The sequence below is a fragment of the Cohnella xylanilytica genome (assembly GCF_014212175.1).
Classification (GTDB): Bacteria; Bacillota; Bacilli; order Paenibacillales; family Paenibacillaceae; genus Cohnella; species Cohnella xylanilytica.
Window position 1 is genome coordinate 17,525 of the sequence record NZ_JACJVR010000044.1, and the last position, 24,163, is coordinate 41,687.

At 60.7% G+C, this 24,163-nt stretch carries 27 protein-coding genes; 9 read left to right on the forward strand and 18 right to left on the reverse strand.

Translation table 11 applies throughout. The annotated features are described in order from the left end of the window. Positions 1-9: 9 nt before the first annotated feature. Positions 10-2,109, reverse strand: coding sequence for an excinuclease ABC subunit UvrC (gene uvrC, locus H7B90_RS11215; protein WP_281421275.1), 2,100 nt, complete (start codon positions 2,107-2,109; stop codon positions 10-12). A gap of 269 nt (positions 2,110-2,378) precedes the next feature. On the opposite strand from uvrC, the gene H7B90_RS11220 reads away from it, so the two are divergent. Continuing rightward, entirely contained in the window at positions 2,379-2,528 is a 150-nt protein-coding gene (locus H7B90_RS11220) for a YqzM family protein (protein WP_185135963.1), read from the forward strand. Positions 2,529-2,595: 67 nt separating this feature from the next. Here the strand turns inward: H7B90_RS11220 and H7B90_RS11225 are convergent, their stop codons facing one another. Next, a complete protein-coding gene (locus H7B90_RS11225) occupies positions 2,596-3,273 on the reverse strand; it encodes a DUF6022 family protein (RefSeq protein WP_185135964.1) in 678 nt (225 codons plus the stop codon). 108 nt (positions 3,274-3,381) lie between these two features. Here H7B90_RS11225 and H7B90_RS11230 point away from each other — a divergent pair, with 108 nt between their 5' ends. Then, on the forward strand, positions 3,382-4,098 hold the full coding sequence (locus H7B90_RS11230; protein ID WP_185135965.1) for a TetR/AcrR family transcriptional regulator C-terminal domain-containing protein: 717 nt from the start codon (positions 3,382-3,384) through the stop codon (positions 4,096-4,098). 76 nt (positions 4,099-4,174) lie between these two features. Here the strand turns inward: H7B90_RS11230 and H7B90_RS11235 are convergent, their stop codons facing one another. The 7 genes from H7B90_RS11235 to H7B90_RS11265 all read right to left on the reverse strand — a co-directional run bounded on the left by H7B90_RS11235 (position 4,175) and on the right by H7B90_RS11265 (position 12,003). Continuing rightward, positions 4,175-4,381, reverse strand: a complete 207-nt coding sequence (locus H7B90_RS11235) for a YezD family protein (protein WP_185135966.1) — start codon at positions 4,379-4,381, stop codon at positions 4,175-4,177. 67 nt (positions 4,382-4,448) lie between these two features. Beyond that, positions 4,449-5,324, reverse strand: a complete 876-nt coding sequence (cysW, locus tag H7B90_RS11240; protein ID WP_185135967.1) for a sulfate ABC transporter permease subunit CysW — start codon at positions 5,322-5,324, stop codon at positions 4,449-4,451. 15 nt (positions 5,325-5,339) lie between these two features. Further along, the gene (gene cysT, locus H7B90_RS11245; protein ID WP_185135968.1) at positions 5,340-6,176 is read right to left on the reverse strand and encodes a sulfate ABC transporter permease subunit CysT; all 837 of its coding nucleotides are present in this window, start codon (positions 6,174-6,176) and stop codon (positions 5,340-5,342) included. 27 nt (positions 6,177-6,203) lie between these two features. Continuing rightward, complete coding sequence (locus H7B90_RS11250; protein WP_185135969.1) at positions 6,204-7,325, reverse strand: sulfate ABC transporter substrate-binding protein; 1,122 nt, start codon at positions 7,323-7,325, stop codon at positions 6,204-6,206. A 671-nt stretch (positions 7,326-7,996) separates the two neighbouring features. After that, the gene (locus tag H7B90_RS11255) at positions 7,997-8,962 is read right to left on the reverse strand and encodes an ATP-binding protein (RefSeq protein ID WP_185135970.1); all 966 of its coding nucleotides are present in this window, start codon (positions 8,960-8,962) and stop codon (positions 7,997-7,999) included. Positions 8,963-9,030: 68 nt separating this feature from the next. Continuing rightward, positions 9,031-10,593 carry a DnaD domain protein gene (locus H7B90_RS11260; protein WP_185135971.1) on the reverse strand — a complete coding sequence of 521 codons (1,563 nt, stop codon included), beginning with the start codon at positions 10,591-10,593 and terminating at the stop codon, positions 9,031-9,033. 114 nt (positions 10,594-10,707) lie between these two features. Next, the gene (locus H7B90_RS11265) at positions 10,708-12,003 is read right to left on the reverse strand and encodes a homocysteine synthase (protein WP_185135972.1); all 1,296 of its coding nucleotides are present in this window, start codon (positions 12,001-12,003) and stop codon (positions 10,708-10,710) included. A 304-nt stretch (positions 12,004-12,307) separates the two neighbouring features. On the opposite strand from H7B90_RS11265, the gene msrC reads away from it, so the two are divergent. Further along, a complete protein-coding gene (gene msrC / locus H7B90_RS11270) occupies positions 12,308-12,793 on the forward strand; it encodes a free L-methionine (R)-S-oxide reductase MsrC (RefSeq protein WP_185135973.1) in 486 nt (161 codons plus the stop codon). A gap of 3 nt (positions 12,794-12,796) precedes the next feature. Here the strand turns inward: msrC and H7B90_RS11275 are convergent, their stop codons facing one another. Genes H7B90_RS11275 through H7B90_RS11285 form a run of 3 tightly spaced genes read right to left on the reverse strand, consistent with a single transcriptional unit; the run spans position 12,797 to position 14,463 of the window. Further along, positions 12,797-13,660 (reverse strand): alpha/beta fold hydrolase, encoded by an 864-nt coding sequence (locus tag H7B90_RS11275; RefSeq protein ID WP_185135974.1) that lies wholly within the window; start codon positions 13,658-13,660, stop codon positions 12,797-12,799. Between the two features lie 59 nt (positions 13,661-13,719). Next, positions 13,720-14,148: a GtrA family protein gene (locus H7B90_RS11280; RefSeq protein ID WP_185135975.1), complete on the reverse strand. Its 429-nt coding sequence runs from the start codon at positions 14,146-14,148 to the stop codon at positions 13,720-13,722. 30 nt (positions 14,149-14,178) lie between these two features. Then, positions 14,179-14,463 (reverse strand): YuiB family protein, encoded by a 285-nt coding sequence (locus tag H7B90_RS11285; RefSeq protein ID WP_185135976.1) that lies wholly within the window; start codon positions 14,461-14,463, stop codon positions 14,179-14,181. 163 nt (positions 14,464-14,626) lie between these two features. Between H7B90_RS11285 and hemQ the strand changes: the two genes are divergently transcribed. Further along, a complete protein-coding gene (hemQ, locus tag H7B90_RS11290) occupies positions 14,627-15,370 on the forward strand; it encodes a hydrogen peroxide-dependent heme synthase (protein WP_185135977.1) in 744 nt (247 codons plus the stop codon). A gap of 168 nt (positions 15,371-15,538) precedes the next feature. On the opposite strand, the gene H7B90_RS11295 is transcribed toward hemQ, so the two are convergent. Both H7B90_RS11295 and H7B90_RS11300 read right to left on the reverse strand, forming a co-directional pair. Next, positions 15,539-15,817: a hypothetical protein gene (locus H7B90_RS11295; RefSeq protein WP_185135978.1), complete on the reverse strand. Its 279-nt coding sequence runs from the start codon at positions 15,815-15,817 to the stop codon at positions 15,539-15,541. Continuing rightward, a complete protein-coding gene (locus tag H7B90_RS11300; RefSeq protein ID WP_185135979.1) occupies positions 15,817-17,010 on the reverse strand; it encodes an NAD(P)/FAD-dependent oxidoreductase in 1,194 nt (397 codons plus the stop codon). Before H7B90_RS11300 ends, H7B90_RS11295 begins: the two co-directional genes overlap by 1 nt. A gap of 320 nt (positions 17,011-17,330) precedes the next feature. Between H7B90_RS11300 and H7B90_RS11305 the strand changes: the two genes are divergently transcribed. Further along, entirely contained in the window at positions 17,331-18,326 is a 996-nt protein-coding gene (locus H7B90_RS11305; RefSeq protein ID WP_185135980.1) for an NAD(P)/FAD-dependent oxidoreductase, read from the forward strand. Positions 18,327-18,404: 78 nt separating this feature from the next. Further along, complete coding sequence (locus H7B90_RS11310) at positions 18,405-18,650, forward strand: hypothetical protein (protein ID WP_185135981.1); 246 nt, start codon at positions 18,405-18,407, stop codon at positions 18,648-18,650. Between the two features lie 21 nt (positions 18,651-18,671). Here H7B90_RS11310 and sda read toward each other — a convergent pair whose 3' ends face one another. Further along, positions 18,672-18,815, reverse strand: coding sequence for a sporulation histidine kinase inhibitor Sda (sda, locus tag H7B90_RS11315; RefSeq protein WP_212959401.1), 144 nt, complete (start codon positions 18,813-18,815; stop codon positions 18,672-18,674). Positions 18,816-19,086: 271 nt separating this feature from the next. Then, on the reverse strand, positions 19,087-19,767 hold the full coding sequence (locus tag H7B90_RS11320; RefSeq protein ID WP_185135982.1) for a YheC/YheD family protein: 681 nt from the start codon (positions 19,765-19,767) through the stop codon (positions 19,087-19,089). A gap of 232 nt (positions 19,768-19,999) precedes the next feature. Here H7B90_RS11320 and H7B90_RS11325 point away from each other — a divergent pair, with 232 nt between their 5' ends. Next, positions 20,000-20,500 (forward strand): hypothetical protein, encoded by a 501-nt coding sequence (locus tag H7B90_RS11325; RefSeq protein WP_185135983.1) that lies wholly within the window; start codon positions 20,000-20,002, stop codon positions 20,498-20,500. A gap of 175 nt (positions 20,501-20,675) precedes the next feature. On the opposite strand, the gene erpA is transcribed toward H7B90_RS11325, so the two are convergent. Then, a complete protein-coding gene (erpA, locus tag H7B90_RS11330; protein WP_281421277.1) occupies positions 20,676-21,089 on the reverse strand; it encodes an iron-sulfur cluster insertion protein ErpA in 414 nt (137 codons plus the stop codon). Positions 21,090-21,161: 72 nt separating this feature from the next. Beyond that, positions 21,162-21,620 carry a hypothetical protein gene (locus H7B90_RS11335; RefSeq protein ID WP_185135985.1) on the reverse strand — a complete coding sequence of 153 codons (459 nt, stop codon included), beginning with the start codon at positions 21,618-21,620 and terminating at the stop codon, positions 21,162-21,164. 265 nt (positions 21,621-21,885) lie between these two features. Between H7B90_RS11335 and mqnE the strand changes: the two genes are divergently transcribed. Then, positions 21,886-22,989 carry an aminofutalosine synthase MqnE gene (mqnE, locus tag H7B90_RS11340; RefSeq protein ID WP_185135986.1) on the forward strand — a complete coding sequence of 368 codons (1,104 nt, stop codon included), beginning with the start codon at positions 21,886-21,888 and terminating at the stop codon, positions 22,987-22,989. A gap of 104 nt (positions 22,990-23,093) precedes the next feature. Continuing rightward, positions 23,094-24,149 (forward strand): NAD(P)/FAD-dependent oxidoreductase, encoded by a 1,056-nt coding sequence (locus H7B90_RS11345; RefSeq protein ID WP_185135987.1) that lies wholly within the window; start codon positions 23,094-23,096, stop codon positions 24,147-24,149. The last annotated feature ends 14 nt before the right edge of the window (positions 24,150-24,163 follow it).

Consider the following 24,163-nt stretch of genomic DNA (forward strand, 5'->3'; position numbering starts at 1 on the left):
CGCAGCCGGTTACTCCGGCTTGGCGGGCTCGCCTTCCTCGTTCAGCGCGTCGAGGATGCGTCGGGCCAGCGCTTCTCCGATGGAGACGGCGCGGAAGTCCTCGACGCTCGCTTCCTTGATCGCCTTCAGCGAGCCGAAATGCTTCAGCAGCTGCTTCCGCCGCTTCTCGCCGATGCCGGGAATGGCGTCCAGCCGCGAGGCGACCATCGACTTCGCCCGCTTCTCGCGGTGGAACGTGATGGCGAAGCGGTGCACCTCGTCCTGGATGCGCTGCAGCAGGTAAAATTCCTGGCTGTCGCGCGGCAGAGGCACCTCCTCCGGCGGGTCGCCGACGAGCAGCTGGGCCGTCCGGTGCTTGGCGTCCTTCGCGAGGCCGCACACCGGCAGATCGAGCCCCAGCTCGTTGACGAGCACGTCGACGGCCGCGGCGATCTGCCCCTTGCCGCCGTCCACGACGATCAGGTCCGGCAGCGGCAAATCTTCCTTCAGCACCCGCTCGTACCGGCGCCGGATCACTTCCCGCATCGTCTCGTAATCGTCCGGTCCCTGCACGGTGCGGACGTTGTACTTGCGGTATTCCTTGCGGTCCGGCTTGCCGTCGGTGAAGACGACCATCGCCGAGACGGGGTTCGCCCCCTGCGTGTTCGAGTTGTCGAACGCCTCGATGCGGCGCGCCGAAGGAATGCCGATCCACTCGGCGAGCCCTTCGGCCGCGCGGACGCTGCGGTCCTGGTCCCGCTCGATCAGGCGGAACTTCTCCTCGAGCGCGCGCTTCGAGTTGTCGCACGCCATCGACACCATCTTGCTCTTCGAGCCGCGCTTCGGCACCGTGACCTTGACGCGCAGCCAGCGCCGCAGCGATTCGCCGAAGTCGGCCGCCTCGCTGCCGGCCTTCGCGGTCTCCTGGCCCTCGGCTTCCGCCTCGGCGTCGGACGAATCCTCCTCGTCCAGCGCCTCCAGCTTGGCGGCCAACTCCGCCTCCGTCTCCGAGCCGCCAGCACCTTCGCCTTCCGAGGCTTCCGCGCCGCTCGCCGCCGGGCCGGCCGCCGCTTCCGAAGCCGCCCCTTGGCTCCCCGCTCCTAACGCCGTCTCCGCAGCGGCCGCCGCCGCGGACGCGCCCTCTTCGTCCGGCGCGTCCGGAAGCAGAATCTCGCGCGGAAGCGCCGGATTGTCGCTATAGTACTGCGTCACGTACGTCAGGAAGTCGGCGTACGGCTCTCCGTAGAAGGGGAACACGGACACGTGGCGCTGGATCATTTTCCCCTGCCGCATATACAGAATCTGCACGCACATCCAGCCCTTGTCGACGGCGTAGCCGAATACGTCGCGGTCCATCGCGTCGGTCATGTTGATCGTCTGCTTCTCCATAAGCGCCTCGATCGCCACGATCTGGTCGCGGTACTCGCGCGCCCGCTCGAACGCCAGCTCCTCGGCCGCTTCCTCCATCTTGCGCTGGAGCTCCTTCTTGATGTCGCCGTGGCCGCCGTTCAGGAACCGCGCGATCTCCGACACCATCCGCTCGTTCTCGGACGCGGGCACGGGGAACTCGCACGGGGCGAGGCATTGGCCGAGGTGGTAATAGAGGCATACCTTGTCGGGCAGCGTCCGGCACTTGCGCAGCGGATACAGCCGATCGAGCAGCTTCTTCGTCTGCTGGGCGGCGAACGCGTTCGGGTACGGGCCGAAATACTTCGCCTTATCCTTCAGCACGCGCCTCGTGACCTCCAGCCGGGGCTGCGCTTCGTTCGTGATTTTCAGATAGGGAAACGATTTGTCGTCCTTGAGCAGCACGTTGTAACGAGGGTGATGCTGCTTGATCAGGTTGCACTCGAGAATGAGCGCCTCCATGTTGCTCGCGGTGACGATATATTCGAAATCCCGGATCTCCGAGACGAGACGCTGGGTCTTGCCGTTATGGCTGCCGTTGAAGTAGCTGCGCACCCGGTTCTTGAGCACCTTCGCCTTGCCGACGTAGATGATGGTGCCTTCGGCGTTCTTCATCAGGTAACAGCCCGGTTTGTCCGGCAGCAGCGCCAGCTTGTTGCGGATGTTCTCCGAAGCCTCCGAGGCATGAATGGATGTATGAATGACGGGACGCGAAGCATCCACGGGACAAACGCCTCCTTCTGCCGATAAATCGCGGCCTAAGCCGCGCATGCTTCCATTGTAGCACAGCGAGAAGGCGAATGGGTGTTCCTCTTTCCGATAACCGATCAAGCAGCCTTCGGCCGACGGTAACGGTTGCGAGGATTCCGAAGATTTCGCCGCGGCCCGTTCCGGAAGTTGCCAAGTTGTCGTAAACTTGTCATAACGCGATCTTTACAACGAAAAGCGAAGTTGGGTATACTAGGAATAACGATCGTCTCAGGAGGCCTATCATGGAGAACGTTATTCAGGATCCCCGGAAGCATATCAACGAAGAACCTCGCGACGACCTGCACGATCTGGTCGTAGGCTTCGGCGGCATGGCCGGCTTCATGTTCGTCGTGTTCGCGATCGCGGTTATCGTCAAGTTCGCGATCTCCTAATTCCGACTGCGAATCATCCCGGATCCTCTCTTCGGAGAAGGTCCGGGATGTTTTGTTTGTCCGCGAACTAAGCGGGACGTTTGAAGAAGGCGATCGTACGTCCGTCCGCGCGGGCGACGACGTTCACGAGCTCCCAGCCGTAGCGGCCCCAATGGGACAGCATCTCGTCCAGCGACCAGCTGTGCAACTGCGCGTCGTCTTCCGGGCGCAGGCAATCGCCGAGGGAGACGTCCGTCGCGTATTCCCAGCGGGGAGCTTCGATTCCGCTCTCCTCCAGCTCGGTCAGCCGCTCCTCCTTCCGGTCCCAGCGGACGCGGGTGCCGGCGCGGGACAAGGCGGCGACGATCGCTTCCTTGTCCGTCTCCGGCAGCGCGAACAGACGGGGCGCGCGCGGCAGGCGGAAGGAGCGGTGGGAGTGGTACACCTGCAGGATCATCGATCCGACCGGCTCTCCGTCGCTCCCCTTGATGACGTACCAGGCGCAGCGCTCCCGCTCTTCGGGCGGCCCCCAATTCTCGACGGAGTCGGACCGGTTGAAGCCCGCCTTCGCCTGATACCCCTCTTCCGCCAAATGGGCGAACACGGGGACCATGAACCGCTGGATCCACGCCCCGTACGCGCGATCGCCGTATTCGGCGAACATGCGTTCAAGCTCTTCCCTCCTCTCCTCGTATTCGGTTCTCCAGGATGAGTCCATGATTTTGCTTGCCTTGCGAACAATCGCTTCGATCGTCATCTCGGTCATGAGGAATGTCTCCTTTATTTTCGGTAATTTTAACACTGTTAAATTAATTGAACACTGTTATAATAACGCCGCTGTGCTATAATTGTCAACAACCGATGGAGGGAGATTATGGCCAGAAGAAAAGTGCTTCCGCCCGCCGCCGCGCCTCGAGGAGAGATGGCCGGGCCGATGGCGGAGCCTCTGCACAAAGCGCTGATCGTGCGAACGGCGTTGGACCTGCTGCAGTCGGAGGGCTTGGACGGGATCAGCATGCGCAAGATCGCCGACCTTCTCGGGGTCAAAGCCGCCGCCCTGTATTACCACGTGAAGGACAAGGACGAGCTGCTGGCCATGCTCGCGGACCGGATCGGTTCGGAGACGGAGCTTCCGGAGGAAGGGCTGGCGTGGCGCGAATCGCTGCGGCAGTGGGCGGTTCGGTTCCGCGAAGCGTTGGGCCGGTACCGGGATTCCGCGGCCGTCATGAACGCTACGCTCGTCTCGGGGGAGAGCCGGCTTACGCACGCCGAATTCCTGTTCCGCACGCTCTCCGAAGCCGGATTCGAGGATGCGGACGTCCCTTGGCTGGCCGCCATGCTCAAAAATTACGTCCTCGGCTTCGCGGACGAGGAACGCCGACTCGCCGAACGCGCCCGAGGGGACGAGGCGTCCTTGAGCGAGCTGGAGACCGAACAATCCGATCGATTCCGGGCTCTGTCTCCCGAACGGTATCCGCATATGATCCGGTTGGCGGCATACACCGTATCGACCGACTGGGACCGCGAATTCGCCTTCGGTCTCGGCGTTCTTCTGGACGGCTTCGAAGCCAGGCTCTCCGGGCGGCGATAGACGAAGAGGCAGCCGGAACCGCGCGAGCGGTCCGTCTGCCTCTTTTCGCTTTCAGCTTTTCCCATTCCGTCCGGATCTACTTCCTGGCCGCTTCGCCGGCGGGATGCTCCCGCGTCTGCGACCGGCGCTCCGCCACTTCGTCGAACCGGCGTCGCTCCGTCCTCTCGATCTGAACGATTCGCCCGTCGTGGACGACGATCTGAACGGTGCCGTACTGCAGCCCGCTCACCGCGTCGGTAATCCGGCCTACCCAGCTCTCGTTTAACTCCAACGGCTTCGCCATGTCTCCCATTCCTCCCTAGTATGGTGTCGGAAGCGTTTATCGCTTCGGTTGTCTCTACGGGATGTCCTTACTGTCCATGCCGGCTTCGCGCCAGCTTGCCTTCGATCAATCCCTTGATCACCAGCGTAATGATGGCCAGAAGCATAAGCAGCGAGGCGACCGCGAACGACGAAGTGTACTGGTACTCGTTATAGAGAATTTCGATATGCAGCGGCAGCGTATTCGTCTCGCCCCGGATATGGCCCGAGACGACGGACACGGCGCCGAATTCTCCCATGGCTCTCGCGTTGCACAGAATGATTCCGTAGAGAAGTCCCCATTTGATATTCGGCAGCGTCACCTTGAAGAAGGTTCTCCACCCCTTGGATCCGAGGCTGACGGCCGCTTCTTCGTCCTGGACCCCTTGCGCTTCCATCAGCGGAAGCAGCTCTCGGGCGACGAACGGGAACGTGACGAACATCGTCGCCAGCACGATTCCCGGGGTCGCGAACACGATCTTCATGTCGTGATCCATCAGCCAAGGTCCGAAGAAGCCCTGGGCCCCGAACAGCAAAATGTAAACGAGACCGGAGATGACCGGCGATACGGCGAACGGCAGGTCGATCAAAGTGACGAGCAGGTTCTTCCCGCGGAACTTGAACTTCGTGATCGCCCAAGCGGCCGCGACGCCGAAGATCGTGTTCAACGGGACGGCGATCAGCGCGGTGATGAGCGTCAGCCGAAGGGCGGCCATCGCGTCGGGGTCCTTGAGCGCTTCGATGTAGGCGCTCCAGCCTTTGCGGAAGGCCTCGAGCAATACGGTAAGCATCGGAAGAACGACGACGATCCCGATGAACAGCAGGGCGACGGCGATCAGAAGGTAGCGGACCGGCCTCGGCTCGGTCAGGTGCTTCGGACGCGCTTCGTTCGATAAAGTCGTGACGGTCGTAACGGCTCCAGCCATAGGGCTTCCTCCTCCTTAGGCCGAGCGCAGGCGGCGATTGGTCCACCGCTGCAGCGTGTTGATGACGAGAAGCAGCGCGAACGAGATGAGCAGCAGCACCAAGGCGATGGCGGTCGCTTGGCTGTATTCGTACTGTTCGAGCTTGGTAATGATCAGCAGCGGCGTAATCTCCGTCTTCAGCGGCATGTTCCCGGAGATGAACACGACCGAGCCGTACTCCCCGATCCCCCGGGCGAATGCCAGGGCGAATCCGGTGATGAGCGGCGGAACGAGTTCGGGCAGCAGCACCTTGCGGAACGTCCGCCATCGGTAAGCGCCGAGAAGCGCGGCCGATTCCTCCATCTCGTTCTCCAGCTCCTGAAGCACCGGCTGCACCGTTCGGACGACGAACGGGACGCCGATGAAGATCAGCGCGACGGTAATGCCGAGCGGCGTGTAAGCGACCTTGATGCCGAGCGGATCGAGCAGCTTGCCGATCCAGCCGTTCGGCGCGTAGATCGACGTGAGCGCGATGCCGGCCACGGCCGTCGGCAGGGCGAACGGGATGTCGACGAGGCCGTCGACGATTTTTTTCCCCGGAAACCGATATCTCACCAGCACCCAGGCGACGATCAGTCCGAACGCGACGTTGACCAGGGCGGCGAAGAACGCCGTCAGCAGGCTCACCCGGTAAGAGGCGAGCACCCGCTGGCTCGTCACCGTATCCCAGAACTGGGGGAGGGTGAGACCGGCCGTCTTGACGACCAGTCCCGCCAGCGGAATCAACACGATCAAGCTAAGGTACAACACCGTGAAGCCCATTGTGAACCGGAAGCCCGGCAGAGCGCTTTTGCGTTTGCGGTTCGCAGCCATGTCTCGCCCATCCCTCTACGGATTCGATCAAGAACCCTTGGTATAAATCTCGTCGAACGTGCCGCCGTCGGCGAAGTGCTTCTGCTGGGCTTCCTTCCAGCCGCCGAAGTCTTGGTCGATGGTCAGCAGGTTGAGCTGAGGGAATTGGTCCTTGTACTTATCCGCCACTTCCTGAAGGCGCGGACGGTAGAAGTTCTGGGCGGCGATCTCTTGGCCCTCCGGCGTGTACAGGTACTTCAGATAGGCTTCGGCGACCTCGCGCGTGCCCTTCTTGTCGACGACCTTGTCGACGACGGCGACCGGAGGCTCCGCGAGAATGCTCAGCGACGGCGTCACGATCTCGAAGTCGTCCCCGTACTCCTTCTTGGCGAGGTAAGCTTCGTTCTCCCACGCGAGCAGCACGTCGCCGATCTTCCGTTCGACGAACGTCGTCGTCGCGCCGCGGGCGCCGGAATCGAGCACCGGCACGTTGTTGAACAGCTTCTTCATGAATTCCTTCGTCTTCGCTTCGTCCCCGCCGTCCTGCTTGGAGGCGTAGCCCCACGCCGCGAGGTAGTTCCAGCGGGCCCCGCCGGACGTCTTCGGGTTCGGGGTGATGACTTGCACGCCGTCCTTGATCAGATCGTTCCAGTCCTTGATGCCCTTCGGGTTGCCCTTGCGGACGAGGAAGACGATCGTCGACGTGTAGGGAGAACTGTTCGATTCGAACGACTTCTGCCAGTCGGTCTTGAGCAGCCCCTTCTCGGCCAGGGCGTCGATGTCGTAAGCGAGCGCCAGCGTGACCACGTCGGCTTCGAGGCCGTCCAGCACCTTGCGGCTCTGCGCTCCGGAACCGCCGTGCGATTGATTGATCTTGACCGTCTGCCCGGTCTCCTTCTTCCAGTAGTCGGCGAAGCTCTTGTTGAAGGCGACGTACAGCTCGCGCGTCGGGTCGTAGGAGACGTTCAGCAGCTCCACCGACTCCGGCTTCTTCGTCGGCTCGCTCGCGCTGGCGCTCGGGCTGGAGCTTGCGCTCGAGCTCGGCGACGGGGAGCCGTCCGGCGAGGCCGAACCGTTCGAACTGTTGTTGCCGTTGGAGCCGCAAGCGGACAGAACCCCCACCGCCAAAGCCGCAACGAGAAGCAATCGGGAAGACTTGATAACCTTCATGATTCCAACACCCCTTCTCCGGTGAACCGGTCGTTTAAAATGATAATTCCTACCCGTATAGTTGGTATTGGGGAAATCATAGCAGGCGGATAGGCTTACTGTCAATAAGTTCCGATAAATAATCTTATAAAAAAAGTTGATAAGTGGACGGTCGGGAGGGGGTGCTATGGCGGCGGGAAACGGTTGCTAGAGCGGGTGTAAGATGCGCTAGACTGCGGGAAGGATGGCTGGCAGGAGGATAGCTTGCGGCGAGAGGTTCGTTTTGTTTTAGACGGGGAGCGGCCAGACTGGGTGTGCGTTCATCGCAAAAAAACTCCAATGTCGCACCTGATCCGGCGCGTGATTGGAGTTTTCTATATATGAACATAGCTTCAGAGGGAGTGTGGCGCCTAACTAACGATTCTTCCGTTACAGCACCCAATTCCCGCACCCGGCTCATTCTAACTAACGTTTCTTCCGTTGCAGCACCCGATCCCATGTTGGTGTTTCGGCGCCTCCGTAACCTCCATTTTGGCGGTTACAGCGCAGCCTCCGTCTCGCGGCGCCTCTGCAACCTCCATTTTGGAGGTTGCAGCGAAGCCTCCGACAGGGCGCGAACAGGCATGATGCCGCACAAAATCGCCTCTTCCTTATCACGCGGCGGCATTCGTCGGCTCCGCGCCGCACCCGGGTTACCCGCTCAGCACGTCCCCGCCGCGCTGGTTCCGGCCCCTCACGTGGACGATGTCGACGAACGGGCGGATGCGGTCCATCAGCCGCTGGCCCTTGTGCAGCTCTTCGCCTTCCTTGTGCGTGAAGCTGAAGTGCTTCTCGAGCGATTCCAGATCGTGGTTGGACGTGTAAAAAGTCGGCTTGCGGTTCATGCGATAGTTCAGGATCGCGCCCAGCACGTGGTCCCGCACCCAAGGGCTTAAATTCTCCGCCCCGATGTCGTCGAACACGAGCAGATCGCACTCCTTCATGAGCGTGAGCGTCTCCTTCAGCTTCTGCGGCTCCATCATAAGCGCCTTCGCGTCTTCCACGAACTCCGGCATGTAGACGATGACGCCGGAGAAGCCCTCTCTGGCCAGCTTATGCAGCAAGTAAGCGGCCATGTAGGTTTTGCCCGTGCCGAAGCTGCCCATCAGGTACAGGCCGCGTTTGCCGAGTCCGTTGGCGCGCGTCTCGGCGACGTATTCCATGACGCGGTTCACGGCCCATTCCCGCTCCGGGTCCATGTCCAGCATCTGCTCTTCGTCGTACGGCTCGTCCGTCAGATCGACGTCGGCGTAATAGCTCGTGATCCGGCGGCGAATCATCTCGCGCTGCTCGTGAACCGTCCACTTCGAGCACGGAGTCTTCATGTCGAACAGCTGCCATTCGCCGTTCGTCTCTTCGCAAGTGATGCGGGTGGAGTGTCCCTGCATGTCGTTCGGGCACCGCTCCAGTCCCGGGCATTCCTTGCAGTTGCGATACTCGACCGTCATCTGGTACAGCTTGTTCAGATTGATCCGCAGCGTGCGGTCCGTGACCTCCGGATAGCGCTCGCGCAGCTTGCGCACGAGCGGATCCCCGAGCACTCTCTCCGCCAGCTTCGCGGCGTCCCGCATGCCCGCCGTCTGCTGCCAGCTCCGAAGCGCTTCTCCCAACGATTCCATGTCTCTTCCCTCCCGTAATCAGGCTTATCGAATGAAGGGGACTGCCTCCCCCTCGGCTATCTCGGAAATTACCCTTTATCCTTCAGCTTCCGCGCCAGCTCACGCATTCTCTCCCGCTCCTCCGCGGACAGCTCCTGCGCCGGCCCGCGGTCGCCGACGACCGGCATCGCCGGCTTCCGGCTTCCGCCGCCCGATCCGCCCTTCCGTCCGCGCGACGAAGCTTGTCCCCGCGCCGAAGCGCCGCCGGATACGCCGTCGTCCTCGCCCCGCCGGCGCCGCTCCAGCGTCTCGTTCAGCTTCCGCTGCTCGCGCACGTACACGATCGCCTTCTCGAACGAATCGATGCCCTTGGCGAGCATGTTGGAGGCGATCGAGTCGATGAAGCTCTTCGTCAGCCGCTGGGCGTGGTCCATGCCGAGCACGTAATGGATGAGCACGTTGATGACGGGCTCCGGCAGCTTGTAGTTCAAGTCGATCCGCTCGAAAATCCGGACGAAAGCGTCCGGAACCGCCCCGGGAAAATACCGGGCCAGCATCCGCGTATAGGGCTCCCGCCGCAGCATCTGGTTGTAGCCTTCGATCGACACCTTCGCCCCGAACCGTTCCGGGATGTCCAGAAGCGGCAGCGACGCCGAACCCGGGCGCAGGGCCGCGTCCGAGGCGGCGGATTCGTACTCTCGTTCCTCCGGCTCCGGCGCCTCCCCCGAAGACGACTCCAACCGCGACAGGAAGCGTTCCCGCTGCTCGTCCCGCTTCCGCTCCTGCCGGTACACGAGGTTGGCCCGGGTCTGAAGCTCCTCCCACCGCAGCGTCCCATCGGCCTCGAAGATGCCGTCCTCGTCCAGCAGACGGCAGATCTCCGGAACCTCCAGCTCGTATTTGTAGGCCAAATAATTCAACTGCGCCATCGTCTCCGGCTGGCGGTGCAGCCTCTCCACGTAAGCGCGGTTCGCCGACCCGCGCGGGAAGCGCAGCAGCATCTCGCTATGGCGGATCCGCTCGGGCGTCCTCGGCCCGGCCGCCGTCGCTTCGAGCGCCGTGGCGCTCTCGGACAGAGCTGCTTCCAGCTCCGGATCGACCGGTCCCGGACTCAGCCGGAACAGCTCGTAGAACGGAACCGTCACTTCCTCCCGGTTCATGAACCTAGCCAAGCCGACGGGCTTGGCGGGCGACAGCTCCTCGCGCAGCTCGAGCAGGGCCATCTTCCCGATCTTGTCCCTTAGCAGCAGCGACAGATGGAGATTCGCGAAGAACTCCCCCGGAGTCAGCGGCCGGAGCAGCACGTACTCGTACAGCGTCTCCTCCGTGGCCGGGTCGTGCTGGCGGAACGACTGCAGCAGGCCGACCGCCTCCAGCTTGGAGAACTGGTCGATCAGCCCTTGGCGACCGGAGGGGTTCATCTCCAGGTCGAGTCCGAGGAACAGCTTGCGCTGCGGCTCGGGAGCCGAATAGCCCGTCCGGTCGTCCGGCAGATGATGATAGAGCGTCAAATAGAGGCCGACGGCGAAGGCTCCGACCATCGGCTGATAGAGCCGGCTGAGAAGATGGCGTTCGAGCCCGCTCAGCGCGAAGTCGCGGTAGGCCACGTAACGGTGATTCTCCGTGAATTCCAATCGATTCGACACTCGCATGGGGAACTCGACAACTCTTTTCCATAGAATGATCTCTATATTGTAGCACAAAGCGGGGCATATCTGGACAGGAAAAGAGACCCCGCGAACGGAGTCCCTTGAGAGGTTGATAGATTAGGATTGCTGGCTGGCGTCCAGGGCTTGCTCCAGGTCGTACACGATGTCCGCGATCGCTTCCGTGCCGACGGAGAGCCGGATGAGCCCGGGAGATACGCCGGTCGCTTCCTGCTCGGCTTCGGACAGCTGCTGGTGCGTCGTGCTGGCCGGATGGATAATAAGCGACTTGGAATCGCCGACGTTGGCCAGATGCGAGAACAGCTTCACCGAATGGATCAGCTTCTTGCCCGCTTCGGCCCCGCCCTTGATGCCGAACGTGAGAATCGCGCCCTGTCCTTTCGGCAAGTATTTCTGCGCGAGCTTGTAGGACGGATGATCCTCCAGCCCCGCGTAGTTGACCCATTCGACGGCCGGGTGATCTCGCAGGAACTTCGCGACCGCGAGAGCGTTCTGGCTGTGCCGCTCCAGCCGAAGGTGCAGCGTCTCCAGACCTTGCAGCAGCAGGAACGAGTTAAAAGGAGAGATCGCCGCGCCGAGATCGCGGAGCAGCTGCACGCGGGCTTTGATAATGTAGGCGAGCGGTCCGACCGCCTCGGTGTAGACGACGCCGTGGTAGCTCGGGTCCGGCTGCGTCAAGCCGGGGAACTTGTCGTTCGCGGTCCAGTCGAACTTGCCCCCGTCCACGATGACGCCGCCGATCGACGTGCCGTGGCCGCCGATGAACTTCGTCGCGGAGTGGACGACGATGTCGGCGCCGAAGTCGATCGGGCGCAGCAGATACGGACTCGGGAACGTGTTGTCGACGATGAGCGGGATGCCGTTCTCGTGGGCGATGGCGGCGACCGCTTCGACGTCGAGCACGTCGCCCTTCGGGTTGCCGATCGTCTCGGCGTAGAGGGCCTTCGTCTTGCCGTTGATCGCCTTGCGGAAGTTCTCCGGGTCGCTCGGATCGACGAAGCGGACCGTGATGCCCAGCTTCGGCAGCGTCGTCGAGAACAGATTGTACGTGCCTCCGTACAGGCTCGTCGCGGATACGATCTCGTCCCCGCTTCCGGCGATGTTCAGGATCGCGTAGCTGATCGCCGCTTGCCCCGAAGCGGTGGCCAGCGCGCCGACTCCGCCTTCCAGCGCGGCGACGCGCTGCTCGAACACGTCCGAGGTCGGGTTCATGACGCGGGTGTAGATATTGCCGAACTCCTTGAGCGCGAACAGATTGGCCGCGTGCTCGGTGTCGCGGAAGCCGTAGGAAGTCGTCTGGTAGATCGGCACGGCGCGGGACAGCGTCGCAGGATCGATCTGCTGGCCGGCGTGCACGGCGAGCGTCTCGGGTTGAAGTTGTCTCTCTTCGGACATGGTCATCAGCCTCCGATTGGTTTATCCTATAGTGGCGGCCTCAAGCGCGATCTCAAGCGCGTCTCAAGCGCGGCCTGGCGGCATCGCGGAGCCCGCGGCCGTCTCGACATCCGGCGAATGCGGCAAAAAAGGCGCCTCCGCGCGCGAAGAATCGCGTCCGGAAGGCGCCTTCAGTGGTCTGATCGGCCGACTTGATTTATTCCGATAATGTCTATAGGATTTATATTGATATTAACAGCCGATCGTCTTCGCCGTCAACTTCTTTTTTGCATCCATGAATCCAACGTTAGGAGAGGTGCATCCCATGTCCTTCACCCGCCCGTCTTATTCCGGCAGCCGCATCGAGAACGAACGGCTGCTGCTCGACCAGCTTCGCGCGCTGCTCGATGGCGAGACGAACCGCATCGCCAACCTGGCCAACGCATCGGCCCTGCTCAATACGTACCTTCGCGACATCAACTGGGTCGGCTTCTACCTGCTCGAAGGCGAAGAGCTTGTGCTCGGCCCGTTCCAAGGCTTGCCCGCCTGCGTCCGCATTCCGCTCGGGCGCGGCGTCTGCGGCGCGTCCGCTCTCCGAAGGGAGACGATCGTCGTCCCGGACGTGCACGAATTCCCCGGCCATATCGCCTGCGACGCCGCATCGAATTCGGAGATCGTCGTCCCGCTGCTCTCCGCCCAAGGGGAGCTCGTCGGCGTTCTCGACGTCGACAGTCCGCTCAAGGGCCGGTTCGGCGAAGAGGACGCCCGGTTCCTGGAGCGGTTCAACGGGCTGCTCTCCGCTTCCCTATAACGGTTACGGCTGAAGCGGGTCCCCGTACCCGAACTCGCCCGGATCGGGAATCGCCTCGGCTCGGTAAGCTTCCTCGGCCTCGGTCATCTTCTCCGAGGCTCCCTGGGCGCGAAGCCAGCCCCGCACGAACCGGGAGCACGAGTCGGCGGAATGAATCGGAAGCGTGTGCCAAGCGTCCGGAATCCAAGCGGTCGAGACTTTGGCCAATCTCTCCTGCAGCACCCGCGAGTACGGAAGGAAGTAACGATCCTTCTGCCCGTAGAGGAGCAGCACCGGCCGGCGAATGCGTTTTAGCCTGTCCGTCGCGGAATAGGAGAGCCCGGCGGCGATGTATTCCCTCCACTTGGCCGGGTCTCCCGAGGCGGACTCGGCCCGCAGCCGATGGAACGTCTCGGGGCTGTCCGCGTGAACCCAGCTGTCGGAGAAGGCGACGAGGCCCTTGGCGCGCAGAGAGGAGGCGACCATTCCCGCCCTGGCCAGGAAGCGGATCGCCTTCCCGCTCGCTTCGGGCAGGCCGGCCAGCAGCGCCGCCCCGAGGAAGCGGTCGGGATGCGTCAGCAGCGCTTCCAGAGCGACCATCGTCCCCATCGAATACGCGCACAAATAGGCCGATCGGATGTCCAGCGCATCCATCAGCCTGCATGTATCCTCGACGAGCAGCGGGATCGTAATGGCGGCCGAAGAGGAGGCGCTCCTCCCGTGGCCTCGGAAGTCGAACAGCAGCGTTCGATAGTCCTGGGACAGATCGTTGCTCATATACGTGAACACCCGGCTCCCCATCGTCGGAGGATGGATGAAGACGAGAGCCGTTCCTTTTCCCTGCAAGTGATAATGAAGCTCGATGCCGTTCACGTGGAGCAGTGGCACGGGTATCCCCTCCGGATCGCTGTGTATCTCCGGTTAGCCTTCCCTGCCCGCTCTCGATTTCATACCGCTTCCGAATCCGGGGACCGCTCGCCTCTCTCCCCCGCTTCCCGGAACACCCACAGCCGGCTGCCGGCGTAGTTGGCCGCCAGCGACGCCAGAATCGAAGCCGCTTTGCCCGCCAGCGCGTTCCATCCGAGGCCCTGCTCCAGCCCGAGCAGGACCGCGGTCGCCAGCGCGAACGACAGCAGGTTCACGGCGCCGAACCGGATCAGCTCCGACGCGCTCGCCCGCTTGCCGGACTTGAACGTCCAGCTCCGGTTCCACAAGTAGCTGTTCAGGAACCCGCATAAATAAGAGACGGGCTGCGCCGCGATCGCCTTGGCCTCCAGCCCGTATACCAACGCCGCAAAAACGGCGAAATCCACGCCCGTGTTCATCGCGCCCACGAGAGCGAACTTCGCCATCTTCCGCCATTCCCGGTCGTTCATTCCGCTTCCCCGCCTTCCCGGCCTCCCAAGTCAGAACATTCGATAGCCGTTCTTGCGCAAGGACTTGATCGCCCACCCGCTCGTGAGCGCCCCGCCGATGCCCGCCGCGAACGGCAGCAGGAATACGCCGAGGAACGAGAACAGGCTCAGGTCCGGCTTCCAGAAGTACCAGACGCCGAGCGGCAGCACGATGATGACGTACAGCCACGTGGGCATCCAGGTCGTCTTGATTAGCATATTCAGAATGAAGCCGATCCCGAAGAAGAGCACGAAGAACAGGACGGTACCGACGATCTCTTGAATAATCTCTCTCATGGTGGACTTCCTCCCGACAATGTTTCCTTTTCCAGTTTACAAATCGTTGCGGCCCGAGTCAATCTTCGAATGCTCGTTTGCCCCGAGGGGGCCGATTCCGCTACAATATAGGAAGCAAATGTCGAGAAAGACAAGCATACATGGCGAGGAGACGAGACGAATCATGAGCGAAGCAGCGCAAACTTTGGACGGCTGGTACGTCCTTCACGATTTTCGCACGATCGATTGGACGGCCTGGAACGACGCGACTCCCGAGGAGAGGGAGGCGGCTCGCCGCGACTTGTTCGCACTGGTGAACGAATGGGAAGAGGTCGAAGGCCGCAAGGAAGGGAGCCTCGCTCTCTATTCGATCGTAGGCCAGAAGGCCGATCTCGTGTTCATGCATCTGCGGGAGACGCTGCAGGAGCTGAACGCGGTGGAGAACAAGTTCAACCGCTCGGCGTTCGCCCGGTTCGCGAAGCCCGCGTACTCGTACGTCAGCGTCGTGGAACTGAGCAACTACATGGGGCAGCCCGGCGTCGACCCGATGCAGGTGCCGGAGATCGCCGCGAGGCTGAAGCCGATTCTGCCGAAGACGAACCATATTTGCTTCTACCCGATGAACAAGAGAAGGCTGCTCGGCGACAACTGGTACATGCTTCCGATGGAAGAGCGCAAGGCGATGATGCGCAGCCACGGCATGATCGGCCGCAGCTACGCCGGCAAGGTGAAGCAGATCATCAGCGGCTCGGTCGGATTCGACGATTGGGAATGGGGCGTCACGCTGTTCTCGGACGATTCGCTGCAATTCAAGAAGCTCGTGTACGAGATGCGCTTCGACGAGGTGAGCGCGCGGTACGGCGAGTTCGGAGCGTTCTACGTCGGCATCCGGCTGACGCGCGACGGTCTGTCCGAGCTGCTTAAATAAGGTTAAGGGTGAGCAAAGGAAACCTTTCTCCCGGACGGTTCGAGCGCGCTCGTTCCGGCGGAAGGAAGGTTTTATCGTTTTGCGCTCCGCCGCGCCCCGCCGAACATTAAAAAACGGGCGCGGCCTCCGCCGCACCCGTTATCTTCATTCGATTCGAGCCTGCCTCGCTTAATCCTCGTCCTCGTCCATCCGCTTCATCTGCGCTTCCCATTCGGCCCGGCGCAGCTCCTCGAGATACTCCTGCGTCATCCGGTCCCGCTGGCGTCCCTTCTCCTTCAGCCTCTCGATGCCCGGCTGGATAAGCAGGTCCACCTCGGCTTGCACGATCGCGGACAGATCGTAGCGCTTCTGCGACTCCAGATAGCTTCCGACTTCCATCAGCGCGTTGTAGCGGTCGAGTTCGTCCCGTGTCAGAAGCCCTCTAACCTGCACGCTGCAATGCCGCATTAGAGGAACTTGCCCTTGCGCAGCACGAGCGGAATGCCGCCGATGATGAACAGGTAGCGCAGGTCGATCAGCTTCTTCAGCCAAGCGGCGACGCGGCCTTTGTACTTCTTGCCGAAGGCGATGCCGATCGCTTCTCCCTTGCCGAGCGACGCCACCGTTCCCTTGTTGCTGAACACGAACGGCTTCGGCGACTGGTTGCGGATCGAAGCGACGAGGTTGTGGGCGCAGTTGACGCCCTGCTGCATCGCGATCTGGGCCGTCGGCGGATAGGGGCGTCCTTCCTCGTTGAACATAAGCGAGTTGTCGCCCAGAACGTAGATGTTCTCATGCCCCGGAGCGCGTAAGAACTCGTCCACCTTCACCCGTCCGCGCATCGTCTCGAAGCCGGCTTCCTCGATCAGGCGGTTGCCGCGCACCCCGCCCGTCCAGATGACGGTCTGGGACTTGATCTCTTCGCCGTCCCCGACGATGACGCCGTCCGGCGTGCATTCCTTGATCGCGGTGCCGATGCGGAACGTGACGCCCTTCTTCTGCAGAACTTGCATCGCGTATTCGACCAGCTCCGGGTCGAAGCCCGGCAGAGCGGTCGGAGCCGCTTCGATGTTGATGATCTTGACGAGGGACGGCTCCACGTCGAACTGCTTGCACAGGTCGGGGACGCGGTCGGCCAGCTCGCCGATGAATTCGATGCCCGTGAAGCCCGCCCCGCCGACGACGAACGTCAGATAGTCGGTGCGGTGAGGCTCGCGCTTGTAGCGGGCGAATTGATATTCGATATGTTCGCGGATCAGACGGACCGAGTTGATGCTTCGGATCGTGAACGCGTTGTCGGCGAGACCCGGAATGCCGAACGTCTCCGATTCGCCGCCCAGGCCGATGACCAGGTAGTCGTAGGAGAGCGTTCCGTCCTCGAGGATGACCTTGCGGTCCTGCGGGCGGATCTGCACGACGGTCGACTTGACGAAGTCGATCTTGAATTCGTCGATCAGCTTGGAGATGTTCACCCGGGCGTTGTCCGGATGGTCGGTACCCGCCGCCGGCATATGGAGATGCGTCGTTATATAATGATAATCGTGCTTGTTCACCAAGGTTACGTCCGCTTCGTTATAATTCAACTCTTTTTGCAGACGAAGGGAGGTCAGGACACCCGCGTATCCCGCGCCCAATATCACGATTTTTGGAATGCTGCTCATGGTTGATCCCATCCAATCCGAGGTTGTGTTATATGTCTATATTTGTGAAAAAAGACACAATAGCGCTCCGACACCTGTGCATCCGATTGCCATACATCTTGAATCATATAGGCTTTCCTTGGCATTTTCAAGATTCATTACTTACGAAATTGTTTGGACATCTCCACAAAATTGACTGGAGGAAAGCCCCTATTCTTTTCACAGTTTTCGACATTTCCGCGACAGGTATTCCGTTGCCCGAACCGCAAGCTTATAATAAGAAAAGATTGGCGAAAACAACCGGCCCGAGCGCCGGCAACGTATAGACGGAGGTGCAACGCATGAGCAACCAGCCAGCGGCGGCGGCGGACGTCGCCATCATCGGCGGAGGACCGGCCGGCATGTTCGCCGCCTTCTACGGCGGCATGAGACAGATGAAGGTGACTCTGATCGAGAGCATGCCCCAATTGGGCGGACAACTCGCCGCCCTGTATCCGGAGAAATATATCTACGACGTGGCGGGCTTCCCGAAGGTCAAAGCCCAGGAGCTCGTCGACAACCTCAAGAAGCAGATGGAGCTGTTCTCGACGGACGTGCGGCTGGAGGAGAAGGTTCGTTCGGTTCGCAAGCTGGAGGAGCGTTCGTTCGAGATCGTGACGGACAAGGCGACCCACTACGCCAAGGCGGTCATCATCACGGCGGGAGTCGGCGCGTTCGAGCCCCGCAGGCTCGAGCTTCCGGAAGCGGCGAAGTTCGAGAAGACGAACCTTCATTATTTCGTCAGCGATCTGGAGCGGTTCCGCGGCAAGAGAGTTCTGATCTCCGGCGGCGGGGATTCGGCGCTCGATTGGTCGCTCATGCTGGAGCCCATCGCCGAGCAGGTCACGCTCGTCCACCGGCGGGACAAATTCCGGGCCCACGAGCATAGCGTCGAACTGCTCAAGCAGTCCAAGGTGAACGTCGTCGTGCCGACCGAGATTACGGCCTTGCACGGCGAGGAACGGATCGAACGCGTCACCCTGACGGACGTGAAGACGAAGGCCGAGACGACGCTGGACGTCGACGAAGTCATCGTCAACTTCGGCTTCGTCAGCTCCCTCGGCCCGATCGGGGAATGGGGACTGGCCATCGAGGGCGGGTCGATCGTCGTCGACACGCGGATGGAGACGAACATCGCGGGCATCTTCGCGGCGGGGGACATCACGACGTATCCCGGCAAGCTGAAGCTGATCGCCGTCGGGTTCGGGGAAGCTCCGACCGCCATCAACAACGCCAAGGTCTACGTCGATCCCGAAGCCAAGCTGTCTCCGGGACATAGCAGCAACATGAAATTGTAAGGCGCAGATCAACGAACGATGGGCATCCTATCTTGGGACTAACGGACTCGAGTTCCGTTCCCAAGGAGGATGCCCATCTTGTTGTGCCCTGCCTGCAACGCCCTCGCTTCGTTCGATCCCAGCTGCGCGCGCTGCGGCGCGGCCGCGCGCGACGAAGGACGCCTCGACGACTGGTATGGCCCGTACTCCCCGTACAGTCCGGTCTCCCCGCCCGCTTCCGCGGCCGTTCGCCGGTCCGAGGAGAACGGCTGCTGCGTCCATGCCGCCGCCTGTCCGGAATGCGGATCGGCCTTCCCGGTCGCCGTCCCTCTGTGGCCTCTGTGATCGGACAAGGCCGCCGGGCGATCACCCCGCCTGCTCGTCCGGCGGCAGAAGATTCCTCCGAACGATCTCCGCCTTCAGCATATAGATGAAGTCCCGTTCCAATTGCAAGCGTTGCGCGTGCAGATAAGCTTCCAACAGCATTTCGTCCGATAGAAGCGGCAGCATCACGATACCTCTTCCCTTCCCAGCGATTGATCGGCTGAAGGCATCATAGCATGCGTCCGAGAACGCGGACAAGCCTCCATTTATCCACAGCCGCCGGTGGACAAGGTGTGCGCAAATTGTTGATATCGCCCGAAATGCTTGTTTTCTTGCGGGGGATATTGGGGATGAGGTTATACACAGATCATGTTACATTCCGTGTCATAAAAATGTTTGATTACGGTTCGTATCGACATTAAGCGAATTAATTGAAAATTTTGTAAAATGGACTCGACTATTGCGGTCGAGTGTTGACTTCCAGAATCCATATATGTCCGTTCCGGTCGATTCCGTAATCGTAGCCGAGCTGCCCGATGCCCGGGAAGCGGCTCTCCAGAAGGCTTGTGGCAACTTTCGTCAAATGTCTCATCTCGCGCTTCTTCGCGGCGATGCTGCGAGCCGACAACGAACGCCGAATTCCTTGGGCCGCGGTCAGCTGCAATCCGCCCCGGCACAGATTAGTGACGAACAGTCCCCGGCGCGCCACTCTTCCCACCATCGAGCGGAACGTCCAGATTCCGTTCTCCTTGACGTATTTGACCCGATAGTCGATCGGCCGGCCCGAGATCGTAGCCAGATGGATCCCCTTCTGGATCAGGTAAGTCCTTCTCTTGCGGGTCCGATTCACGTGGGACAGCAGACCCGAGAACGTGCCGAACGAGTTCGTCTTCGACATGTACGTGCTTCTGTAACGTCCGCCGGCGTAGGAGATCTTCATAACTCCCAGTCCGCCGCCGCCGCGCACCGGCTTGATGACGACCGTTCCGTGACGGCTCAGCATCGACCTTAGGTTGGCCGGGCTGAACAAGCGCGAAGGGGGAATGTGGCGGGCTACGTAAGGGTTGGACAGCAGCGCGTTCGTCTTCAGCCACTTGCTGGCCAGCTGCCGCCCGTTGGATATCGTCGCCACATCCATCCGCGTGGCCTCCTTTCCCAGAGTATACTTATACATACTCGAACGGGAGGACAGGTTCTTGGATGAATGACGCGCGTGAATCGCCCGAATCCTCGAATGGCGGGGAGAGGCGGCCGTACGGGAGACATCCGGCTGCAGGAAGCGAGGCAGATTACAACGTCGTCTCTACGGAATCTATTATTCTTGTATAATGAAAAAAGAGGAAGAAACGCAAGGAGGCTTCAAGCGAACCATGCAAATCGATCCCATACGGCTCGAGGATCCCGATCGTATTCCTGAATATCCGTTGTTAATCGGCGACCGCGTCTGGATTGGAATTCAGAATAAATTGCTTGTGATCGATACTCAGAATCGGAACCTCATGAGGAGCGCTTCATTTCCAACCGGCCAATCGGCTGACGAGGGTCCGATGAATGAGACGCCGGTCGTCTGCCAGGACAGAATCATCGTCAGAACCCGCTACCAAGTCCTGTGCTTCTCGCTGCCAAACCTGGATTTGCTATGTAGCCGCAGGTTTAAGCAACATTGCAGCCTAGCTAAATGTTCGGTATTCGAACGAACGCTGTATTTGCTTCGCTGGAACGAAATTTTAAAAATCGATGTGTTGACCGGTCAAGTTCTTCTCAAGCGCAAATATCGGGTAAAGTGGTTTGATTCCCCGCTTCAGGTTTTTCATGGCCGATATTTCGCGGCGACGATTCAAAATTTGGCCGAGCATACGGTACCCGATTAGCCCTTATCCCCTAAGCCGGGGGAACTGACCCTCATTCGAAAATAAATAACGTTCGTCGATCGAGGGCGTTAACGTTCAGTCTCCCGAACGACCCCCAATCAACGAACGTTTATCCCCCACGCGAGCTCTTCCCGCACAGGCTACCCGAAGAGCTCAACCTGGATAAGACGCGGTATTAGCACTGCTCCGGATTCGGCTTACCGGCGTCGGTCGCCGTGCGGAAGCTCGAGCCGCAGCCGCAGGTCGCGATGGCGTTCGGGTTGTGAATGGTGAACCCGCCGCCCATGGCCGATTCCTTGTAGTCGATCTCGAGGCCGCGCAGATACTTCGCGCTCTCCGAGTCCACGACTACCTTGAGGCCTTGGACTTCCAGCACTTGGTCGTCCTCGTGCTGTTCGTCGTCGAGTCCCATTCCGTATGAAAAACCGCTGCAGCCGCCCTCTTGCACTCCGATGCGCAAGAACAGGTTCGGCGTCTCCTCGGCGGCGATCATCTCCTGAATCTTATCGCCTGCCGTCTCGCTGATCGAAATCATGTCCGGTCCCTCCTTCTGGCTGTGCGACGAATAATCATCGTTTGCCTCTAGTATACTCCTCGCGCGAGCAAGCCTCAAGGGATATGTAAGGAAGCGATCGGACCGGGAAAAAGAAAGCCGGCGCCGTCAGGCGCCGGGCTCTTCTTCCTTCCACTCTCCGCCGGAGGAAGCTTGCTGAGGCAGCGCCTTGAGCTCGATCCGGCATCGGAAGTGGCCGGTCTCGTTCGTCAGGAAGTCGGCGAGCCTGCGGAATACGTGGGCCAGCTCCGGCCCGGTCGAATCGGTATCGAGCCCGTAACGGAATTGATCGGCCGGCAATCCCTTGACCGGCATCCGCTCCGATTCGCGTTCCGATTCCTTCATCCGCTTCCATTCCTTCGACGGCTCGAACTTGTCCGCCCGGCGGACGAGCTGTTCGTAAATTTGCTGCTTCTTCAGCCACATGTAGTACTGAATCGGGTTCGACAATCCCCAAGCCTGGCTCAGATCCTTGATCGTATAGGCAGCTCTGTATTTTTGCAGCGTTGCTACTTTGTCCGCTTGGTCCATCTGTTCCAGTTCCGACAACGGCAATACGTCGATCAAGCTTAAACACCTTCCCTTTAACGGTTTTGGACGTTACACCAACATAAACATAACCATAATTTGTTTAATATTCAAGTTGATTCCCCCTTTTGAGCAAAAATATACCTGCTTTTCATTTTCAGTTGCCGGGTATTAGAGAGAAGTTTATAATATGTACAGTTGTTCACCCGCTCGGTGTGCGTCTCAGTTTCGGACTAAACAAGTTCCTTTTTTCACAAGAAGACGGCATCCCTACATCAAATCGGCATAGAAGGAGGCGCGAACGATGACTTTGATTACCGCGAACCCCGACAGACGGATGGCCGAGATCGCCGATAAAGTACGCGGCGGCGAACGCCTGACGTTCGAAGACGGGGTCTTCCTGTACCGCACGGACGATCTGCTGACGATCGGTCAACTCGCCAACGAGGTCAACCTGCGCAAGAACGGCAAGAAGGTTTATTTCACGGAGACGATGAGCCTCTACTTCACCAACGTCTGCGAATCCCACTGCGCGTTCTGCAGCTTCCGCAAGGACCAGGGGGAAGAAGGCTCCTACACGCTGACTCCGGAAGAGATGTTCGCCTACGTCGACCAGCACATCACGCCGACCGCGCGCGAATTCCACATCGTCGGCGGGCACAATCCGCACGTCACGTTCGATTATTACGTCGAATCGATCCGGTCCCTGAAGGAGCGTTATCCTCAGGTGACGATCAAGGCCTACACCGCCGCGGAGATCGACTTCTACTCCCGCATCTCGGGCCTCAGCTATCGCGAAGTGCTGGAGCGTCTCATGGCCGTCGGCCTCGAATCGCTGACGGGCGGCGGCGCGGAGATTCTGTCCGACCAGTACCGCGACAAGATGCGCGTGGAGAAGGCCGGCATCAAGCAGTATCTTGAAGTCCATCGCACCGCCCACCAGCTCGGCATGAAGACGCCGACGACGATGCTCTACGGACCGGTCGAGACGATCGAAGAGCGGGTTCAGCACTTGCTGCAGCTGCGCGAATTGCAGGACGAGACGGGCGGCTTCCAGGTGTTCATTCCGCTGTCCATGCAGCCGACGAGCCCGAAGGCCGGCATTCGTCGCCGCAACTCCGCCTTCGACGATCTGAAGGCGATCGCCATCGGACGGCTGATGCTGGATAACTTCCAGCATGTCAAGGCGTACTTCATCAACATCGGCACGCAGCTGACGCAGGTCGCCCTGACGATGGGCGCCTCCGACGCCCACGGAACGATCGTGCGCGAGCGGATCAGCCATGCGGCCGGAGCGCTGACTCCCGCCGGGATCACGCGCGAGGATCTCGTGTGGCTGATCAAAGGCGCGGGACGCATCCCCGTCGAGCGCGACACGCTGTACAACGAAGTCAAAGTTTACGAATGAAGGATCCCCGCATAGCGGCAGATGTTGCCGCTATTTTGCTTGCGTCCTTTTCCACAACAAGTTCATACTAATCAGAAGCATGAATACCGAAGGAGAAATGTCTTGTGAGCAACGTCGTTGTATTAGGCGGAGGCTACGGCGGCTTGACCGTCGTCAATGAACTGCTTGAAAATATCCCCGCGGACGCGCGGGTCTTCCTGGTCGACCGGATGCCGTTCGGCGGACTGAAGACCGAATTCTACGCCTTGGCGGCCGGAACGGTCTCGGAGCTGGACATTCGCGTCTCGTTCCCGTCCCACCCGCAGCTCGAAGTCGTCTACGGGGAAGTGACGGACGTCTCGTTCGAGGAGAAGTCGGTCCGGTTCGCCAACCGCGACCCGCTGTCTTACGACTCGCTCGTTATCGCGCTCGGCTGCACCGATAACTTCCACGGCATCCCGGGAGCGTACGAGAACTCCACCGGCGTCCAGACGATGGCCGCGGCGAGAAGAACGTACCACCTTCTCGGCAATACGAAGCCGTACGGGCAAGTGACCATCGTCGGGGGAGGCCTGAGCGGGGTTGAAGTCGCTTCCGAGCTGCGCGAGAGCCGTCCGGACCTGAACATCCGAATTCTCGACAGAAGCAGCCTCATGTCGGCATTTCCCGGGAAATTACAGCATTTCGCCAAATCGTGGTTCTCGGAGCATCATGTCGAGCTTCGCTCCCAGATTCATATCGTTCGACTCGAACCCGGCGTCATCTATAACGACAACGAAGAGATCCTCAGCGACGTCACCGTCTGGACGGCCGGCATCCAGCCCGTCGAGCTCGTGCAGCGGATGAATTATCCGAAGGACAAGCAGGGACGGCTGATCGTCAACGATTACCACGAGCTGCCGGACGTTCCGAACGTATTCGTCATCGGCGATTGCTCCAGCCAGCCCTTCTCGCCGAGCGGCCAGCTGGCCCAGGCTCAGGGCCACCAGGTCGCCCAGGTGATCAGCGCCCGCTGGAACAACAAAGAGCCTCGTGTGTCCCGCATTCGTCTGAAGGGGACCTTGGGCTCTCTGGGCAAGAAGTCCGGCTTCGGCCTGATGGGCTCCACACCGGTCTATGGGCGTCTCGCGCGCCTGCTGAAGAGCGGCGTCCTCTGGAAGAGCCGCCGCCACTTCGGCTGACCGCGGCCGAGAAG

Excerpts from the sequence above, each read along its gene's own strand:
- H7B90_RS11220 (WP_185135963.1), top strand. The coding sequence starts at position 2,379 with ATGGAGAACGTTATTCAGGATCCCCGGAAGCATATCAACGAAGAACCT.
- H7B90_RS11225 (WP_185135964.1), bottom strand. The coding sequence starts at position 3,273 with ATGACCGAGATGACGATCGAAGCGATTGTTCGCAAGGCAAGCAAAATC.
- H7B90_RS11230 (WP_185135965.1), top strand. The coding sequence starts at position 3,382 with ATGGCCAGAAGAAAAGTGCTTCCGCCCGCCGCCGCGCCTCGAGGAGAG.
- H7B90_RS11235 (WP_185135966.1), bottom strand. The coding sequence starts at position 4,381 with ATGGCGAAGCCGTTGGAGTTAAACGAGAGCTGGGTAGGCCGGATTACC.
- cysW (WP_185135967.1), bottom strand. The coding sequence starts at position 5,324 with ATGGCTGGAGCCGTTACGACCGTCACGACTTTATCGAACGAAGCGCGT.
- cysT (WP_185135968.1), bottom strand. The coding sequence starts at position 6,176 with ATGGCTGCGAACCGCAAACGCAAAAGCGCTCTGCCGGGCTTCCGGTTC.
- H7B90_RS11250 (WP_185135969.1), bottom strand. The coding sequence starts at position 7,325 with ATGAAGGTTATCAAGTCTTCCCGATTGCTTCTCGTTGCGGCTTTGGCG.
- H7B90_RS11255 (WP_185135970.1), bottom strand. The coding sequence starts at position 8,962 with ATGGAATCGTTGGGAGAAGCGCTTCGGAGCTGGCAGCAGACGGCGGGC.
- H7B90_RS11260 (WP_185135971.1), bottom strand. The coding sequence starts at position 10,593 with ATGCGAGTGTCGAATCGATTGGAATTCACGGAGAATCACCGTTACGTG.
- H7B90_RS11265 (WP_185135972.1), bottom strand. The coding sequence starts at position 12,003 with ATGTCCGAAGAGAGACAACTTCAACCCGAGACGCTCGCCGTGCACGCC.
- msrC (WP_185135973.1), top strand. The coding sequence starts at position 12,308 with ATGTCCTTCACCCGCCCGTCTTATTCCGGCAGCCGCATCGAGAACGAA.
- H7B90_RS11280 (WP_185135975.1), bottom strand. The coding sequence starts at position 14,148 with ATGAACGACCGGGAATGGCGGAAGATGGCGAAGTTCGCTCTCGTGGGC.
- H7B90_RS11285 (WP_185135976.1), bottom strand. The coding sequence starts at position 14,463 with ATGAGAGAGATTATTCAAGAGATCGTCGGTACCGTCCTGTTCTTCGTG.
- hemQ (WP_185135977.1), top strand. The coding sequence starts at position 14,627 with ATGAGCGAAGCAGCGCAAACTTTGGACGGCTGGTACGTCCTTCACGAT.
- H7B90_RS11295 (WP_185135978.1), bottom strand. The coding sequence starts at position 15,817 with ATGCGGCATTGCAGCGTGCAGGTTAGAGGGCTTCTGACACGGGACGAA.
- H7B90_RS11300 (WP_185135979.1), bottom strand. The coding sequence starts at position 17,010 with ATGAGCAGCATTCCAAAAATCGTGATATTGGGCGCGGGATACGCGGGT.
- H7B90_RS11305 (WP_185135980.1), top strand. The coding sequence starts at position 17,331 with ATGAGCAACCAGCCAGCGGCGGCGGCGGACGTCGCCATCATCGGCGGA.
- sda (WP_212959401.1), bottom strand. The coding sequence starts at position 18,815 with ATGCTGCCGCTTCTATCGGACGAAATGCTGTTGGAAGCTTATCTGCAC.
- H7B90_RS11320 (WP_185135982.1), bottom strand. The coding sequence starts at position 19,767 with ATGGATGTGGCGACGATATCCAACGGGCGGCAGCTGGCCAGCAAGTGG.
- H7B90_RS11325 (WP_185135983.1), top strand. The coding sequence starts at position 20,000 with ATGCAAATCGATCCCATACGGCTCGAGGATCCCGATCGTATTCCTGAA.
- mqnE (WP_185135986.1), top strand. The coding sequence starts at position 21,886 with ATGACTTTGATTACCGCGAACCCCGACAGACGGATGGCCGAGATCGCC.